Origin of the sequence: Kitasatospora sp. NBC_01266, assembly GCF_036242395.1 — a bacterium.
In the GTDB taxonomy this organism is placed as follows: domain Bacteria; phylum Actinomycetota; class Actinomycetes; order Streptomycetales; family Streptomycetaceae; genus Kitasatospora.
Genome location: NZ_CP108458.1, coordinates 3,100,209 through 3,117,062 on the forward strand (window position 1 = coordinate 3,100,209; position 16,854 = coordinate 3,117,062).

Below are 16,854 nucleotides of genomic sequence, written 5' to 3' on the forward strand. Positions count from 1 at the left end.
AACAGGGCTGACAGGGGTAGCTGGCGTCGCCGCGGCCCGAGGGCCGGGGGCCGGGGGCCGGGGGCCGGGGGCAGCATGACCGGGCGGCGCACCGAGAAGCTACAGTGCGCCAGCGTGCCTGCTCCCTGGACCGGCTGAGCTCACTTCAGCTGATCATTCTTCAGCTGCTCAGGGGCTTCACGGGATCACGATCACCGGTCGGTTGGCTCGGCGGGCCAAACGACCGGCCACCGAGCCGAAGAGCCGCCCGAGCAGGCCACGGGTGGTACCGACCACGATCGCATCGGCGGCGTACTCCCTGCCGACCTCCTCGATCTCGTGGCAGATGTCGCCGCCGCGCTCGATCAGGATCCACGGGACGCCGGCCAGGAAGTCCGCACAGGCCAACTCCAGGCCCATGAGCTCGCTCCGGTGGTCGGGCAGGTCGACGAAGACCGGGGGCTCGCAGCCTGCCCAGACTGTCGCGGGCAGGCGGTTGGCCACATGCACGATGACCAGGCCGCACCGGGAGCGGCGTGCCATGCCCACCGCGTAGGCGAGCGCGCGTTCACTGGACAGGGAACCGTCGAAGCCGACCACCACGCCATGCTGGAACGCCGGGTCGCACGACCGGACCGCATCGAACTCAAAGCCGGGAGACTGCCCATCGAGCGGGGCGGTCTGCTTGGAGTGCCGGGACTTCACGTCGCCTCCACCATCCTCGCCGACACCTGCTGCGGTGCCGACACCATCCGAATCGCCCGCCTCAGCGACCGCCGACTCCTCGCGACGCCGCCGTGGCTTGGGCCAACCCCGGCGCACCTTTGCGCCGCCGGTAACTGACTGCGGTGACTGCGGTGGCTCCGGTGGCTGTGGTGACTGCACTGGCTGCCCCGACCGCGGTGACTGCGATTCCTGTCGTGCTTGTGGGGACCGCTCGGAATCGGGCTGCGAATCCGTGGAGGAGAAATCCGCCGCACCGGAAATACGGAACGGGTCCGTTGATCGTGGAGACTCAAAACCGGCCATGAATCGAGACTCTTCGAGTGAGATGGGCCGACAGGAAGGACAGCGCTGCCCAAGCGGCAGGCCATTCATTGGCACGTAGTCGGTTGAGGCCGAGCAGCACCGTAAGTGACCTGTTCCTTTCAGAGTACGACGGGCAGACGCGCCCGCCCAGCCTTTGCGGCTCAGAAGGACAACGATCCCGCTAATGGCAGCGGCGCGAGGTTATCGACGCGCGCCCCGTAACAGCGGGATCACGCCCCGGCTGCTCGTGGTTCCCTGGAGCTTGCCTGACGGAGTCTGTCGATGCAACAGGTCGGCCACACACCAGATGCACGGAGTTCAGGTGCCGGTGAGGCCGATGGAGAGCTCTGTGACTCCGGAGGCAGCCGCGCGGCCGGCGGTAGCAGCAGGCGACCGGGGCCGCAGCGGAGCGGGGCGGCCACGGGACAGCAGCGGGACAGCAGCGAGACGATCATGGGCGAGGCGCGCTTCCTCCCGCCCGTCGGCACTGGCAGCATGCACCGCATGCCGCTGCTCCTGCTCGACCTCGACAACACCCTGCTCCCACGCGATGCCGCATTCCGCGCCTGGGCTGCCGGGCTGCTCAGCGAGTACGGACTGCCGTCCGGCGAGCTCGACTGGCTCTGCCGCCTCGACGGCGGCGGCTACGTCCCGCGGGGCACGGTGCTGAGCGCCGCGCGGCGCCGGTACGGCCTGGAGCTGTCCATGGACGGGCTGCTCGCGCACTACCGAAGGGGGATCAATTCTCATATCCGCTGTCCGAGTTCTCATGTTCAAGCGCTCCGGGCCGCGCGGACGGCGGGCTGGACGATCGCCATCGTCAGCAACGGCGGGACCGGCCCACAGCTGGAGAAGATCCGCCGTACCGGGCTCAGCTCCCTGGTGGACGCCTGGGTGGTGTCGGAGGAGGCCCGCTGCGCCAAGCCGGACCCACTGATCTTCGAGATCGCCGCACAGCGCTGCGGGGTCAGCCTGGCCGACGACTGGGCCGCCGAGGCCTGGGTGATCGGCGACCACGGCCCCAACGACATCGCGGGAGCCGACCTCGCGGGCATCCGGAGTGTCTGGCTGCGGCACGGCCGCCGCTGGTCGGAGCCGGACTACCGGCCGACGCTCTGCGCACCGAGCCTGCCGGAGGCGATCGCCCTGGTGCTGGCGGACCAGGAGTTGAGCGGGCAGGAGCTGCGCGGCCTGGCGGCGGCGATGCCCGCGAACGGATTTCCGCACTCGGACTCCCCCCGGCAGGGGTCGAACGAGCGGGCCGCAGTGCTCGGTTGACGCCGTTCAAGTGTGGATGGGAAAGGCGGTCACGGAGGGGGCCAACGCCGTTCAAGTGTGGAGGCGGGCAGCTCCACGGTCGATCTGCCGAAAGCGCCGCGGAATAGCCGGATGGAATGGCGGTGTGGAATGGTTCAGCCGAGGCTGCCGTTCCGGCAGTGGCCCGTGCGTGGTGGCATACGACGGAAAGAGGTACTCAGCCCTCGGTGATCAGCGTTTCTATTATCATCAGTTTGAATACAGATCTTATTGGCCGCTCCATCCTCCGGCATGAGCAGCGGCCCCCGGTCCAGCGGGACCCGCACGACGTGGCCTGTTCGAGCCGGCCCCCCGCCATCCATCGGCCGACGCGAGGCCGCCGACCCAGGCGCAGGCGTGACCGACGGACGGCCGCACCCGAAGGCAGCACGCGGACGGCAGCACGCGGACGGGGCGCTCAGATTCGGTGCACCAGGCGCGCGCGGGCAGCTCACGCCCCATCTCCGCAACGCCTATTTTCAGTCAGTTTTGGGCCGGATGGCGACAGCTCGTAATACCTCCAGGCCACCAGGCCCCGAGAGCGCGACGATCGGTCGGCGCAGCGGATCCGCCGTACAGCAACCAGCCATCGCTCGACCTGCCCCCTTCCCAGACGGGTCGACGGGTGCCACGCTTCGTGATCGAATGCATCACGCCAAATTGCCATGTCGACATAGCGTCGGATGGTGAACTTGTCACAACGGCAACGGTCCAGCCAGTAGATTCGATCTTGTTGAGCAGTGCCGCATCACCACACCACACCACCGAGGGGGCTTGGGCGCCTTGAACAGGGTGAGCAGGAGCGAGACAGGTCCTGACAGCGGCCAGTCCCCGGCCGGCCGGGTAGGTCGCATCCCGAGAACCTCGTCGGCGCTCACCCCACCGCACCCCGCCACCATGTCGAACACCACGTCGAGTCCAGCGCCTTCGAAGGCCGCCGCCCGCCCCCTCGGCTTTCCGGTCGGCACCTCGCACGCCCTCGCCCAGCCGGTCGACTCCAGCGGCCAGAGTGGACCCAGCGGCCAGGGCGGCCTGGCGGGCGAGGGCGGCCCGGCGAACGGACAGACCGTCAGCGCAGCGGCGAGCGGTGCGGGAACGTACTACGGTGCCGGCGGCGGTTCCGGAAGCGGACATGTCGTCAGCATGAGCGGACATCCCATCAGCTCCCCCGGACCAGCCGTCAGCACGGTCGGCCACCCGGCCGGTTCGAGCCTCGGCGGCCCCGGCGGGACCCTCGGCGCCAGCGGCATCGGCGGGCCGGGCGGCAGCGGAACGGCGGTGAGCGTGGCGCCGCGCAAGCTCGCCGGACGGCGACGGCGCGAGACGGTGGCCGTGCTGATCTTCAGCGGCGCACCGATCTTCGAGAGTTCGATCCCGCTCTCCGTCTTCGGCGTGGACCGTCAGGACGCGGGGGTGCCGCGCTACCGCCTGCTGGTCTGCGCGGGCGAGGACGGCCCGCTGACCACCACCGGCGGCGTGACGCTGACCGCACCGTTCGGCCTGGAGGCCCTCGCCCGGGCGGGCACCATCGTCGTCCCGGCCTGGCGCTCGATCTCCCAGCCGCCGCCGGTCGAGGCGATCGCCGCACTGCGCAAGGCCCACCACGAGGGCGCGCGGATCATCGGCCTGTGCACCGGCGCCTTCGTGCTGGCCGCCGCGGGGCTGCTGGACGGCCGGCCGGCGACCACCCACTGGATGTACGCCCCGACGCTCGCCAAGCGGTACCCGCGCGTGCACGTCGACCCGCGAGAACTCTTCGTGGACGACGGCGACGTGCTCACCTCCGCCGGGACGGCGGCCGGGATCGACCTGTGCCTGCACGTGGTCCGCAGCGACCACGGCGCCGAGGCCGCCAACGCGCTGGCCCGCCGCCTGGTGGTGCCCAACCGGCGCGGTGGCGGCGGCCAGGCGCAGTACATCGACCAGTCATTACCGGAAGAGATCGGCAACGACCCGCTCGCCGAGGTGGTGACCTGGGCGCTGGAGAACCTCAACCAGCAGTTCGACGTCGAGGTGCTGGCGGCTCGGGCGTACATGAGCCGGCGTACCTTCGACCGGCGGTTCCGCACCCTCACCGGCAGCGCGCCGCTGCAGTGGCTGATCACCCAGCGGGTGCTGCAGGCGCAGCGGCTGCTGGAGACCTCCGAACTGTCGGTGGATGACGTGGCGCGGCGCTGCGGCTTCCGTTCGCCGGTCGCGCTGCGCGGGCACTTCCGGCGTCAGCTCGGCGTCTCCCCCGCCGCCTACCGGACCACCTACCGGGCTCGCCGCCCGGGAACGGGTCCGGCGGTCGGTGTGCCCAGCCAGGTCGGCGTCGCGGAGCGGGTGGCCGGTTCGGCGGGCGGGTCGGCGAACCCGGCGACCGGGGTCGGCTTCGGCACCGGGCTGAACCCCACCGGCGTCGGGACCGGACCGGCCGCCGCCGGTGCCACGGGTGCGACCGGGGTCGGCGGAGCGGCGGGCCAGGCCGGGGTCGGCGGCTTCGGCTACGGCGGCCCGGGTGGCGCGGCGGTCGGCGGCAGCGGGACCGGCGGTGCGATGGCCGGCCTCGCGGGAGCGCCGAACGGCAACGGCGGGCCCGGCGGCGCGGGCGGCCGGTCCTCGGCACTGCCCGCGCCGGGCAAGAACCGGATCCGGCCGCTGGTGCCGCCGCAGCCGGGCCTGGCCACCCGTCGCGGTCCGGCCGGTCCGCCGCGGCCGGTCGAGCACGCGGTCGCGGAGGACGGTCACTCCCAGCCGAGCGCGCGGGGTACCGGCTCCGGGCATCGGGCCGAGCGGCCGTCACCGGAGCGGTCCGACCGCTCCGACCGCTCGGACCGCTCGGACCGGCCTGACCTGACCGACGGCCAGTCCGGCCGGTCCGCCGCAGCCGGCCTGCGGGGCATGCCGGGTCGAGGCGGCCTGACGCCCGGTCAGCCGGGCAGCGGGCGGGGCGTCGGGGCACCGGGCGTGCCGCGCACCCCGGCGGCGGGCCAGGTGGCTCCCCGGGATCGCCTGGTGCGCCGGGAGGCGACGCGCCCGGCACCGGAGGAGAGCACCACCGGGCAGCGCGGCGCGCGGCCACCCGAGGCGCCGTCAGCGGCCGACACCCCGGCCGAGGCGTAGTCGCGGACCGTCGCGGCGGCCGGGGACGGAAGGCAGGGCGCGGGGCGGGGACCACAGGGTCTCCGCCCCGCGCCGTGCCGCCCGAGGTCGTCGAGGAGCGGGCCGAGCCCGCCGCTCGCGAGGAGCGCCATCGAGCGCCGACGGGCACCCGCGAGCGGCCCCGGCACTGCTCGGGCGGCGGGCGGGCGCCGTAGGGTGGTTCATGTGAACGACCGTTTGGTATGGATCGACTGTGAAATGACCGGCCTGGACCTCGATCGCGATGCGCTGATCGAGGTCGCCGCGCTGGTCACCGACTCCGAGCTCAACATCCTCGGCGAGGGCGTGGATGTCGTGATCCGCCCGCCCCAGGAGGCACTCGCGACCATGCCGGAGGTGGTACGCGAGATGCATACCGCTTCCGGCCTGCTCGACGAGCTGGCCGAGGGAGTGACGCTGCCCGAGGCCGAGCGGCTGGTGCTCGACTACATCCGGCAGCACGCCCCGGAGGCCCGGAAGACCCCGCTCTGCGGGAACTCGGTCGCCACCGACCGCGGGTTCCTGGCCCGGGACATGCCGGCCCTGGAGGGTCACCTGCACTACCGGATCGTGGACGTCTCCTCGATCAAGGAGCTGGCCCGTCGCTGGTATCCGAAGGCGTACTACAACAGCCCCCAGAAGGGCGGCAGCCACCGGGCGCTGGCGGACATTCGGGAGAGCATCGCCGAACTGCGCTACTACCGCGAAGCGGTGTTCGTCCCGCTGCCCGGCCCGGACGGCGACGCCGCCCGGGAGATCGCGGCGAAGCACCAGCTGCCGACCGACTGACTCCAGGGGCCGTGTGGTGCCGGCTGTGACCGGCGCCACACAACGTCCGTCCGCCCTGGTCCTGCTGGGAAACCCTGGCGCGAGCACCCGCTCGGATCCTGTAGAGTTCTTCCTGTCAGCGCGGGAACGCGCCGGACAGATGGTGGGTGTAGCTCAGTTGGTAGAGCACCTGGTTGTGGTCCAGGTGGCCGCGGGTTCGAGTCCCGTCACTCACCCCATCAACCTGAGGGCCTGATCTCCGAACCGGAGATCAGGCCCTCAGGCGTTTCACGGTCCAAGCGCGGCCACGCAGCCACGCGTCCGACGCAGCCCATGCGTCCCGCGAACCCGTAAAGCGCGTCCCGTACAGCGCGGTTCATTCGGTGGGAACGGCCGCCGGAGCGATCGAAATCGCCCGCCGAACCCCCTGCCCAGCAGAGGCTACCGGCAAGTAACATGGCGCCCATGACCACACCCACGATCGGCCAGATGCTGGCCGCCACGGTCCCGATGGCCCGCACCCTGAACCTGGAGTACCTGGAGACGACTGCCGAGCAGGCCGTGCTGCGGCTGCCGGACCAGCCGGACTTCCACAACCACGTGGGCGGTCCGCACGCCGGTGCGATGTTCACGCTGGGCGAGTCGGCCAGCGGCTGCATCGTGCTGGCGGCCTTCGGCGACCAGCTCTCGCGGGCCGTGCCGCTGGCCGTCAGCGCCGAGATCGCCTACAAGAAGCTGGCCAAGGGCCCGGTGACGGCCACCGCCACCCTGGGTCGCCCGATCGCGGAGATCGTCGCCGAGCTGGACGCGGGGCAGCGCCCCGAGTTTCCGGTCGCCGTGGCGATCACCCGCGAGGACGGCGCGGTGACCGGCGAGATGAGCGTGCTCTGGACGCTGCGCCCGAACTCCTGAGCCGCGGCCGTCCCGCCGTCAGATCGGCCGGAAATCGACGCTGACCGGTCGTTCGGTTGACGGTGCGTCAACAGTCGGCGTGACCTCGCGGTGGCACGGCTCGTTCTGCCCTCACGTGCGAGCCAATCACGCGTCCTCGGCGCCCGAGCCATCGCCCGCTCCGCCGGCCCTCGCCTTGACGAGTCCCGCGGCGCCACGGGTGCCGGGGCAGCGCCAAGGACACGGGGGTCGGCGCTCGGGGCCGCTGGCGCTCGCGGTCGGCGGGGCGGTACTCGCACAGGTCTGGGGATTCGGCCTGGGGCTCACGGCCGCACACGCCGCCACCGTCGCACCGGCCGCGGCGTCGATCCGGACGGTCGGCGGGCACACTCCGGGGGTCCCGGCCGGACCGAGCCGCGCGGCCGGGCCGGGCGGAGCCCTTCGGCGTGGTGCCGGCGGGCGGGCGCCCGAGAACGGCGCGGGGGCAGCACCGTCACCGTCGGCCGCCACCGGTGACGGCGGAGGGCCGGCGAGCGTGTCAGGGGTGCTGGGGGCTACCGGCCTGGCCGACGCGGGCAGCGGGGTCGACCAGTTGCTGCACAGCCGGATCCGGGCCGGCGGATTGCCGCTGCCCGGTCAGGCGACACCGCTGCCGGACGCGTTCGCGCTGGCCGGGTCGCTGCTGCCGACCGTGTCGCCGCAGGGGCAGCAGCCACCGGATCCGCAGGCGGTCGGCAGCAGCGAACAGGGTGCGTCAGCGGGCGCCGGCGGGCGGAGCGCACGGGGCGCGGCGGGCGGCGGCGGACTGCCGGCCGCTCGGGGCGGCGTACTCACGGGGGACGGCGAGCGCGGTGAACGGGGCGCGGCGCCGGACGACAGCGCGGGCTCGCGTCCGGACCCGGGCCCGGCGGGCGGTCTGCCGGGTGACGGTGGGTCGGGGATCATCACCAGCCCCCGCGGCGTCGAGCTCGCCGCCTCCAGGGATGGCGGTCGCGCGTCGGTGGGCGGACCGGCCCGGTCGGCCGACGGCGCCGCGGGCCCGGCCCTGGGGGCGGATCCGCTGCGCGACGGCGGTCCGACAGCCCCCGGAGACCTCACCGTCCGGGCCGGCGTCGCCGCCGGGCCGCTGGCCGCGACCGGCACCGAGGACGCGGTGCTGATTCCGATCGCCGCCGGGCTCCTGCTCACGGGGGCCGCGATGTACAAGCACCGCGGGCTGCCGCGCGGTCACTGAACCCGAGCCGCGCGGACACCGGACCCGAGCTGGCCGGCCTGGTCGACGGCGGGCGGGGTCAGCGACCGGCCTGCTTGAAGGTGTCCGGCGGCGGCGCCGGGGAGGGCGCGGCCGCGGCATCGGTCGCCACCGGTGCGCCGGCCGGGAAGGCGGCCAGCTCCCGCCCGTGCTCGACCCGGCCGAGCCCGGCATCGCTCGCGGTGCGGCGGGTGAGTTCGGCGATCGGCAGCGGAGTGTGGGCGGCGACCAGGATCAGGTTGCCGAAGCGCTTGCCCCGCAGCACCGCCGGATCGGCGACCAGCGCGACCTCGGGGAAGACCGCGAGCAGGGTGGCGACCTGGGAGCGGGCGAAGGCGAGCGAGGCGCCGTCGGCGATGTTGACCGCGTAGCGGCCGCCGGGGGCCAGGGCGCGGGCCGCGAGGGTGGCGAACTCCACCGTGGTGCAGTGCGCGGGAACCCGGGCACCGGAGAAGACGTCGGCGATCACCAGCTCGGCGCCGCCCTCGGGGGCGCGCTCCAGCACGGCACGGGCGTCGCCGCCACGGACCTTGATCTGCCAGCCGGACGGCATCGGCAGTTCGGCGCGGACCCATTCGGTGAGCGCGGTGTCCAGCTCGGCGACCTGCTGACGCGAGCGCGGACGGGTCGCCGCGGTGTAGCGGGCCAGGGTCAGCGCACCGCCGCCCAGGTGCAGGACCCGGATCGGCTTGCCGGGTTCGGCGGCCAGGTCGATCAGGTGGCCCAGCCGGCGCTGGTACTCGAAGGCCAGCCGGGTCGGGTCGGCCAGGTCGACGTGTGACTGCGGCGCACCGTCGAGCAGCAGCGACCAGGCCTGCGGATGGTCCCGGTCGGGGATCAGCTCGGCCAGGCCGAACTCGGTGCGGTGCGAGCGCGGCCCGGTGACGGCGGGTGCCTCGGAGGTGGTCGGCCGCCTGCGCGGGGCTCGCTGCTCTCGTCCCATGGATCGAAGTATCTCCTGCGGCCACGGGAGAACGCGCAGGTAGGAGGGGAGGAGCCGGTCAGGACGGGCCGAGGCCGCCGGCGATCAGCGTGCGGGCGGCCTCGCAGAGGGCGGAGCGCAGCGCCCCGGGGTCGGTGGGAGCCGCGAGGGCCTCGGAGCCGGCCGGCGGGACCAGCCAGCGCGGGTCGGTGGCCGCCAGCGGCGTGGCACCCGGCGCGGCGGAGGTGCCCGGCAGGTGCCAGCGCCCGGCGGTGCCGACCGGGACCAGGAAGGAGAGCGTGGCGCCGCGGGTCCCCTGCACCACCGAACCGCAGGCCTGGCGCAGCCGCAGGATGTCGACCGCCTCCAGCCCGAGGCGCAGCGGGACGACCACGGCGTCGTACCGCTGGGGGGTGGGCGAGGTGGCGGGCCGGCGACCCGACGCGCGCCCCCGGACCCGACCGTCGGCGGCCGGCACCCGACCGTCCGCGGCCGGGACCTGGCCGTCGGCGGCCGGTGCCAGGAAGCGTGGCACCTCGTCCGGGCGGAGACTGCGGAACTTCGGCATCCCGATGAGCATCGTGTGGGCCCTCCTGGTTCGGTTCGCTCCTCGCACCCCTCACGTCCGCTTTCCCCGGTGTTCGGCTGATCGTCGCCAGGCTCCCCATCCGCCGACGGAAACTGATGGTTCGTCAGTGAGGCGAGAAGCGGGACAAGTGAACAGCGGGGCAAGTGAACTGATGGTATGAATGCGACGGGAGCTGGACGATGGATGGGTGATACGTCGAGCGACGACCCCGGGCCGCTCGATATCAACACAACGGGCCGCAGCGCCGATTGGCCACGGGGCGCCTTACAGCAAGCCATGGCATTTCATGGCAGAAGCCCCGAGAAATGTCTGCTTTGACATCAATTGGGGCCTAATCTCCGACAGACCCATCGTGACCACTTGATGACAGCCGGTACTGTCGAGCCGTCGCCTCACCGGGCCACACGGGTCCGTCGAGGCGCAGCCGTCCATCCCGCACCGGTCGGCGTCACCCGCACCGCCTCAGCTCGGAGCGCACCATGGCCCCCGCAACCGCCGTGCCCACCCCCAACACCGCGATGCGCGAGCTGCGCGGCGACCTCTCCCCCGCCGAGTTCGCCACCGTGATCCGGCGCGCGGCACGGGAGATCGGCGAACACGTCTCCTGCGACGCCCGGTACATCGGACGCGTCGAGGCGGGCGCGATCCGCTGTCCCAACTACGCGTACGAGCGGGTGTTCCGGCACATCTGGCCGGACCGGTCACTGACGGACCTCGGCTTCTCCCCCCGGACGGCCGTGCGCGGTCGCCCCGCGCAACACCCCCCGCACCATTTCGACGAGGAGAACGACGACGTGCGTCGCCGTACGTTCCTGAGCGGCGGACCGACCGCCCTGGCCACCGTGCTCGGCCTGGACGGGCCGGCCCAGGCCGCCACCGCGCACCCCGCGCTCCCCCTGCCGCTGCCCGCGCCGCGCGCGCTGTCCACCGCGCGCCGGGTGGGCGGCGCCGATGTCCGGCGCGTCGAACAGGCCGTCCGGGACATCCGGTCGGCCGACGACGCGCATGGCGCCGACGCCCTGTTCGAGCGCGCCGGGCGATCCCTGCGCAACGCGTACCTGCTGCTCAACGAGGGCGAGTACTCGCTGGACACCGAGCGGCAACTGCAGTCCACGGCCGGCGAACTGGCCATCTCGGTGGGCTGGCTGGCCCATGACTCGCAGCGGCTGACCGACGCCCGCTCGTTCTACGCCGAGGCGCTGGCCACCGCCCGGATGGCGGACGACTCGGCGCTGGAGGCCCATGTCTTCTGCAACAGCGCCTTCCTGGCCCGGGACGCCGGCCGACCGCGCGAGGCGCTGCGGGCCGCGCAGGCCGGGCAGAGCGCGGCCCGCCGGCTGGACTCCGACCGACTGCTCGCCCTGCTCGCCATGCGCGAGGCGGGCGGCTGGGCGGCGCTGGGCGACCGCGGCTCCTGCGAACGGGCGTTGGGCCGGGCCTACACGCTCTTCGAGCGGGGCGAGAGCGAGTGCGACCCGGAGTGGATGTCCTTCTTCGGCGAGGCCGAGATCGCGGGTCTGGAGGCGCAGTGCTGGTCGGCGCTGGGCGAGTGGGACCGGGCCAGTGCGCAGGCCAGCCTGGCCATGGCGCTGCAGCAGCCCCAGTTCGTCCGCAACCGGGCGCTGTACACCGCCGAGTTGGCCCACGACCGGCTCGGCCGCGGCGACCTGGCCGGGGCGGCCGAGCACGGCAGCGCGGCGGTGGAACTGCTCGGCCAGGTCCGCTCCGCCCGGATCCGCGGCATGCTCGCGGACACCGCGCAGCGGCTGCGCGCCTTCCGCGGGGTGAGTGAGGTCAGGACGTTCCTGGCCGGCTACGACAGTGCGGTGGCGGCCTGAGAGCCGGTCAGACGGTGGTCAGCGAGTCCAGGTGACTGTGGTCGTTCCAGATCTCGATCGCGGGCAGGCCGTACTCCCAGGAGAGCACCGAGAGCGCCGCCGTACCGAGCTTGAGCCGCTGACCGTACTCCGGTGCCAGGCCCAGCCAGCGGGCGGCCAGCACCCGCAGCAGGTGACCGTGGGCGAAGACCAGCACATCGCGGTCGGCGGCGTGCATGGTGGTGGTCTCGGGGTGCGGGGTGCCGTGGTCCTCCTCGACCCCGGCGAGGAAGGCGTCCGCGCGGGCACCGACCTCCGAGAGCTTCTCGCCCTCGGGCACGCCGTCGCGCCAGATCAGCCAGCCCGGCCGGTCGTGCTCGCGGATCTCGACGCCGGTGCGGCCCTCGTACGCGCCGTAGTCCCACTCGAGCAGTTCGGGCCGGTCCACCGCGCGATCGCCGAAGCCGGCCAGCTCGCAGGTCTCCCGGGCCCGGGAGAGCGGGCTGGTGTAGACCACGGCCTCCGGCAGGCCGTTCCACGGCGCGCGGCGCAGCCGGGCACCGACCAGGCGGGCCATCTGCCGCCCTTCGTCGGTGAGCGGGATGTCGGTCCGGCCGGTGTGCTGGCCGCTCGCCGACCAGGCGGTCTCACCGTGGCGGACGAGGATCAGACGAGCGGGCATCACGGGCTCCTGAGGGCTGGGCACCGGCACGCGGGCCGACGCCAGGACGGTGGGGTGCACTGCCATGATCCCCTACCCGGCGGTTACCGACAGGTACACCCCCGGGGGACGGGACCGCGGGCACTGCGCGAGGTCGCGGGCCGTGACCTGCCGACAACGGGTGGCGGCGGCCGCGTTGTCAGCGGCGGGTGCGAGACTGGCGAACACCATGAACGTCTCGCTCACCGATCAGGCCCGGCGGCTGGCCGCGCTGCGTGGCGGGGCCGAGCAGCGCGGGCTCGACGCCCGGGCGCTGGCCGCCCTCGCCGCCAACCCCGGCTGCCGCCGCCGGGCCGTGCTGGATGCCGCCGGGGTGGACAAGGGCGCCGTGGCGGGGCGCCTGGGCCGCCCCGCGCCGTTCGGCCGCTCCCCGTTCGCGATCGCCCGCGGCACGGTCTTCGAGGCCCGGCTGAAGGCCGACGACTGCGCCGCGCTGCTGGACCCGCTGCGCCGCCACCTCGGCCTGCCGCCGGGCGACGGCGAGCGGGTCGAGATCCCGGACCTGCTGCCGCGTTCGGGCCCGGCGGTGCGAGCCGCGCGCACCACCGAGGCACTGGCCGAGGCGGTCGCCGCCTCGCTGGCCGATCCCGCGCTGTGGACGCTGCTCGACCATCCGATGCTGCGGCTCACCGTGGCCGGTGCGTCCGCCTATCTGGAGCCGGACGCGGTGCTGGTGCGCGGCGGCCGGTGCACCGTGGTGGAGATCAAGTCCTTCCCGGTGCTGGACGGTTCGGCCGATCCCGCGAAGGTGGGCGCGGCTGCCCGGCAGGCCGCCGTCTACGTGCTGGCGCTGCAGGAGGCGGCCGGCCAGGACGGGGGCGTCCAAGGTGCGGTGCCGCGGGATCCGGGGCTGCGGGATCCCGGGCTGCCCGGCAGCCCGGAGCTGACCGTGCTGCTGGTCTGCCCCAAGGACTTCGGCCAGCAGCCGGTGGCCGCCGCGATCGATGTCCGGCGCGAACTGGCGACCACCAGGCGGGCGCTGGCCCGGCTGACCCGGATCGAGGAGCTGCTGGACGCGCTGCCGCCCGGCATCAGCTTCGACCTGGCGCCGGACCCGACCGGGCAGCCGACCCGACCGGTCGCGGAGCTGACCGCGGCGGTGGACCAGGTGGCGGCGAGCTACGGCCCCGAGTGCCTGTCGGCCTGCGAACTCGGCTTCCACTGCCGGGCGCAGGCGCGCGCGGCCGGCTCGGTCGAGCAGATCGGGCGCGGGGTCAGGGCGGATCTGGGCGACCTGCGCACGGTGGCGGCGGTACTGACGGCCTGCGGCGCCGGCGAGTGCCCGGCCACGGATGCGGGCCCGGCGGGCGAGGATCCGGCAGGTGATGACCCGGCGGCCGCGCGGCTGCGGTACGCGGCCGTGCTGCGCGCCGAGGCGCTGGCGGGGACGGCCGCGCCGGCCGCGCCGACCGGGGCGGCCGGATGAGCCTGCTGACCACGCTGGCCCGGCTGGAGGCGATCCGCAGCGGCCACGCCGAGCCGCTGGCCACCGTGTGCCACCGCCACCTCGCGGACCGGCCGATGGTGCTGGTCCCGCTCGCCACGGCGGCCGAGGACGGCGCGCCGCTGGCCGTGCTGCTCGGCACCGACCGGACCGAGCCCCGGCTGCACATCGTGCCGCAGCCGCTCAACCGGGAGCGGCGGGCCGAGTTCCTGACCGCGCTGGCCGACGACCTGCTGCCGTACCTGGACTCGTTCGCCGAGGCGGTCGAGCTGATCGAGGGCTCCGAGAAGGACCCGGCCACCGGCGAGAAGACCCTGACCACCCGTGAGTTGTGCCTGGACGCACCGCAGTTGATCGTCCCGAACGTCGGTTCGGTGCGGCACCTGGCACTGCTCGGGCGGGCCACCAGGTTCCGGCGCACGGCGGAGGACCCGGACCCCGGGCCGTACCCGGCGCCGCCCCGGGTGCCGCTGCTGGGGCGCTGGCTGACCCATCTGACCGAGCGGGCCCAGGTGCCGGGCGCGAGCCTGCTGCTGCCGATGACCGCGCTGCTGGCCCGGCACTGGGCGACCGGGCAGAGCCTGCTGGAGGACCAGCACCTGGCCGCCCAGCTCGCCTGGCACCAGCCGCCGGACGGCCTGACCGGCGCCGCGGCCGCCGAACTGGCCGAGACGGCACGCGACCCGCACGGCCAGCTGCTGCACCCGCCGGCCGGCCCCGCCACCGATCCCCGGTTCGACGAGAAGCTGCTGGCGCCCGCGATCGCGCGCTACGACGCGGCCCAGGCAGCCGTCCGGCAGCAGCGCGCGGACGCCGCGGTGGAACTCGCGGCCTGCGTGGACGATCTTCGGCGGGTGCTGTCGCAGGTGCTGCTGCCGACCTGGACGGACGTCTGGCGCGGGCTCGACCTGCTGCGCGCGCTGCCGCCGGGCGGGCACTTGGCCGAGCGCTGGGAGAGCGACCGCTGGTCCTACACCGGCCACCGGGACCGGCTGGCGGCCGGCGAGCCGCCGCAGCCCCGGGTGGACGACGCGGTCACGGCGGCCCGCAAGCTCGCGCAGCGCGAGCGCGAGCAGGTGCGGGTCGCGGTGCAGGAGGCGCTGGACGATCCGCTGGCGATGGCCGAGCGCCGGCTGGCCGGCGAGGCGTTCAGCGGGGTGGTGACGGAGCTGGAGCCGGCCTACGACACCAGCGGCCGGACGCCGAAGCCGAGACCGCTGCTCACCGTGCGCACCATCGACCGGCCGCACGCCGACCTCGGCCGCGAGGTGCACCGGGCGTCCGGGCCGAGCGCTCAGAAGGCCGAGGTGGTCGCCTTCGACGCGGCGGCGGGCCTGATCACCGTGCGGGTGCTGAACGGCATGGGCCGCCGGAAGGAGCCCGAACCCGGCAGCCTGCCGCAGCCCGGCGAGCCGGTGACCTTCACCCTGTTCGAGCTCGCCCCGCGCCAGTCGGCGCCGCTGCCGGAGCCGGATGACACGCCGTGGACGCATGGCGGTCCCCCGTCGGCCGCCCGGAGTTCGACTCCCGTCCCCGAAGAGTGGGCATGAGCAGCACTGTGAGCCGTCTGACCCCGTCCACGCCGCCATCCCCCGCGGCCGCCGCCGACGCGGCGGTGGCGGCGATCCTGGCCGCCACCGTCCACCCGGCCCCCGGCGCGCCGCGCGGCGTGGTGGTCGACTCACCGCCCGGCGCGGGGAAGTCGACGCTGGTGGTGAAGGCCGCCCGGGAGCTGGTCGGAGCGGGCGAGCGGCTGATGATCGTGGCCCAGACGAACAGTCAGGTGGACGATCTGGTCGACCGCTTGGCCACCAAGGGCAGCGAGCTGACCATCGGCCGGCTGCACAGCGGTGAGGCCCGCCCGGCCGCCGAGGCACTGCGGCACCCGAATGTGACGGCGAGCAGCAAGCCGGGCGATCTGCTGGAGCTGGACGTGGTGGTCTCCACCGCCGCCAAGTGGCAGTGGGTCAAGGACGTCGAGCCGTGGCGGCACGCGATCGTGGACGAGGCGTACCAGATGCGCTCGGACGCGCTGCTCGCGGTGGCCCGGCTCTTCGAGCGGGCGCTCTTCGTCGGGGATCCGGGCCAGTTGGACCCGTTCACGGTGGTCGGCACCGACCAGTGGAGCGGGTTGTCCTACGATCCGTCGGGCAGTGCGGTGGTCACGCTACTGGCGCACAATCCGGCGATCGAGCCGCACCGGCTGCCGGTCTCCTGGCGGCTGCCCGCCTCGGCGGCGCCGCTGATCTCGGACGCCTTCTACCCGTTCACGCCGTTCCGTTCCGGGACCGGTCCCGGCGACCGGCTGCTGCTGCCGGGCGTCCGTTCGGACGGCAGCGCGGTGGACGCGACGATCGACGAGGCCGCCGAGTACGGCTGGGCACTGCTGGAGCTGCCCGCCCGGCACACCGTGCGGACCGATCCACAGGCGGTGGCGGCGGTCGCGGCGCTGGTCCGCCGGCTGCTGGAGCGCGGCCTGGTGGCCACCTCCGAGCAGGGCCGGGTGCCGCTGACCGCCGGGCGGATCGCGGTCGGCACCGCGCACCGCGACCAGGCGGCGGCGGTCCGCGCGGCGCTCGGCGCCCTCGGCGTCCCGGTGGACCCGACGGCCGGCCCGGCCGTCAGCGTGGACACCGCGAACCGGCTGCAGGGGCGCGAGTACGACGTGACGGTGGTGCTGCATCCGCTCTCCGGACGCCCGGACGCCACCGCCTTCCACCTGGAGACCGGGCGGCTGTGCGTGCTGGCCTCGCGGCACCGGCACGCCTGCATCGTGGTGGCGCGGGCCGGGATCCCCGAACTGCTGGACGAGCACCCGGCCACCGATCCGGTGCAGCTGGGCAGTGCGATGCGGATCCCGGCCGGGTGGGAGGGGCGGCTGGGCGGGGAGGTGATCGGGCTGCTGGAGCGGGTCGGGGCGCAGTTCCCGGACGGCTGGGAGGCCAATTACCGGGTGCTGCAGCACCTGGCGGAGCACCGGGTGCGCGGCTCGTAGGGCCGGCCGGCGGCCGGGGCGCGCGCCC

11 protein-coding genes, 1 tRNA gene and 2 pseudogenes are annotated in these 16,854 nt (G+C 74.2%); 10 read left to right on the forward strand and 4 right to left on the reverse strand.

Annotated features, from left to right (window positions below):
- Positions 1-177 precede the first annotated feature (177 nt).
- Positions 178-618, reverse strand: a pseudogene (locus OG403_RS13130) (universal stress protein); the annotation flags it as partial.
- An 894-nt stretch (positions 619-1,512) separates the two neighbouring features.
- Here OG403_RS13130 and OG403_RS13135 point away from each other — a divergent pair.
- From OG403_RS13135 to OG403_RS13160, 6 genes and pseudogenes are all read left to right on the forward strand, one after another.
- Positions 1,513-2,286, forward strand: coding sequence for an HAD family hydrolase (locus tag OG403_RS13135; protein WP_329564255.1), 774 nt, complete (start codon positions 1,513-1,515; stop codon positions 2,284-2,286).
- Positions 2,287-3,552: 1,266 nt separating this feature from the next.
- Positions 3,553-4,593, forward strand: a pseudogene (locus OG403_RS13140) (helix-turn-helix domain-containing protein); the annotation flags it as partial.
- Between the two features lie 1,020 nt (positions 4,594-5,613).
- A complete protein-coding gene (gene orn / locus OG403_RS13145) occupies positions 5,614-6,216 on the forward strand; it encodes an oligoribonuclease (RefSeq protein WP_329564257.1) in 603 nt (200 codons plus the stop codon).
- Between the two features lie 142 nt (positions 6,217-6,358).
- Positions 6,359-6,434, forward strand: a tRNA-His gene (locus OG403_RS13150).
- 226 nt (positions 6,435-6,660) lie between these two features.
- Complete coding sequence (locus OG403_RS13155) at positions 6,661-7,107, forward strand: DUF4442 domain-containing protein (RefSeq protein ID WP_442910909.1); 447 nt, start codon at positions 6,661-6,663, stop codon at positions 7,105-7,107.
- A gap of 514 nt (positions 7,108-7,621) precedes the next feature.
- On the forward strand, positions 7,622-8,320 hold the full coding sequence (locus tag OG403_RS13160; RefSeq protein ID WP_329564261.1) for a hypothetical protein: 699 nt from the start codon (positions 7,622-7,624) through the stop codon (positions 8,318-8,320).
- 58 nt (positions 8,321-8,378) lie between these two features.
- On the opposite strand, the gene OG403_RS13165 is transcribed toward OG403_RS13160, so the two are convergent.
- The gene (locus OG403_RS13165) at positions 8,379-9,281 is read right to left on the reverse strand and encodes a spermidine synthase (protein ID WP_329564263.1); all 903 of its coding nucleotides are present in this window, start codon (positions 9,279-9,281) and stop codon (positions 8,379-8,381) included.
- 58 nt (positions 9,282-9,339) lie between these two features.
- Entirely contained in the window at positions 9,340-9,828 is a 489-nt protein-coding gene (locus OG403_RS13170) for a hypothetical protein (protein ID WP_329564265.1), read from the reverse strand.
- Between the two features lie 500 nt (positions 9,829-10,328).
- On the opposite strand from OG403_RS13170, the gene OG403_RS13175 reads away from it, so the two are divergent.
- On the forward strand, positions 10,329-11,687 hold the full coding sequence (locus tag OG403_RS13175) for a tetratricopeptide repeat protein (RefSeq protein WP_329564267.1): 1,359 nt from the start codon (positions 10,329-10,331) through the stop codon (positions 11,685-11,687).
- A 7-nt stretch (positions 11,688-11,694) separates the two neighbouring features.
- Here OG403_RS13175 and OG403_RS13180 read toward each other — a convergent pair whose 3' ends face one another.
- Complete coding sequence (locus OG403_RS13180; RefSeq protein ID WP_329564269.1) at positions 11,695-12,348, reverse strand: histidine phosphatase family protein; 654 nt, start codon at positions 12,346-12,348, stop codon at positions 11,695-11,697.
- Between the two features lie 208 nt (positions 12,349-12,556).
- On the opposite strand from OG403_RS13180, the gene OG403_RS13185 reads away from it, so the two are divergent.
- From OG403_RS13185 to OG403_RS13195, 3 genes are read left to right on the forward strand one after another with little or no spacing between them, the layout of a single operon-like run.
- Positions 12,557-13,813 (forward strand): hypothetical protein, encoded by a 1,257-nt coding sequence (locus tag OG403_RS13185; RefSeq protein WP_329572288.1) that lies wholly within the window; start codon positions 12,557-12,559, stop codon positions 13,811-13,813.
- The gene (locus tag OG403_RS13190) at positions 13,810-15,381 is read left to right on the forward strand and encodes a hypothetical protein (protein WP_329564271.1); all 1,572 of its coding nucleotides are present in this window, start codon (positions 13,810-13,812) and stop codon (positions 15,379-15,381) included. The genes OG403_RS13185 and OG403_RS13190 overlap by 4 nt, the downstream gene beginning before the upstream one ends.
- Entirely contained in the window at positions 15,378-16,826 is a 1,449-nt protein-coding gene (locus OG403_RS13195; RefSeq protein WP_329564273.1) for an AAA family ATPase, read from the forward strand. The genes OG403_RS13190 and OG403_RS13195 overlap by 4 nt, the downstream gene beginning before the upstream one ends.
- The last annotated feature ends 28 nt before the right edge of the window (positions 16,827-16,854 follow it).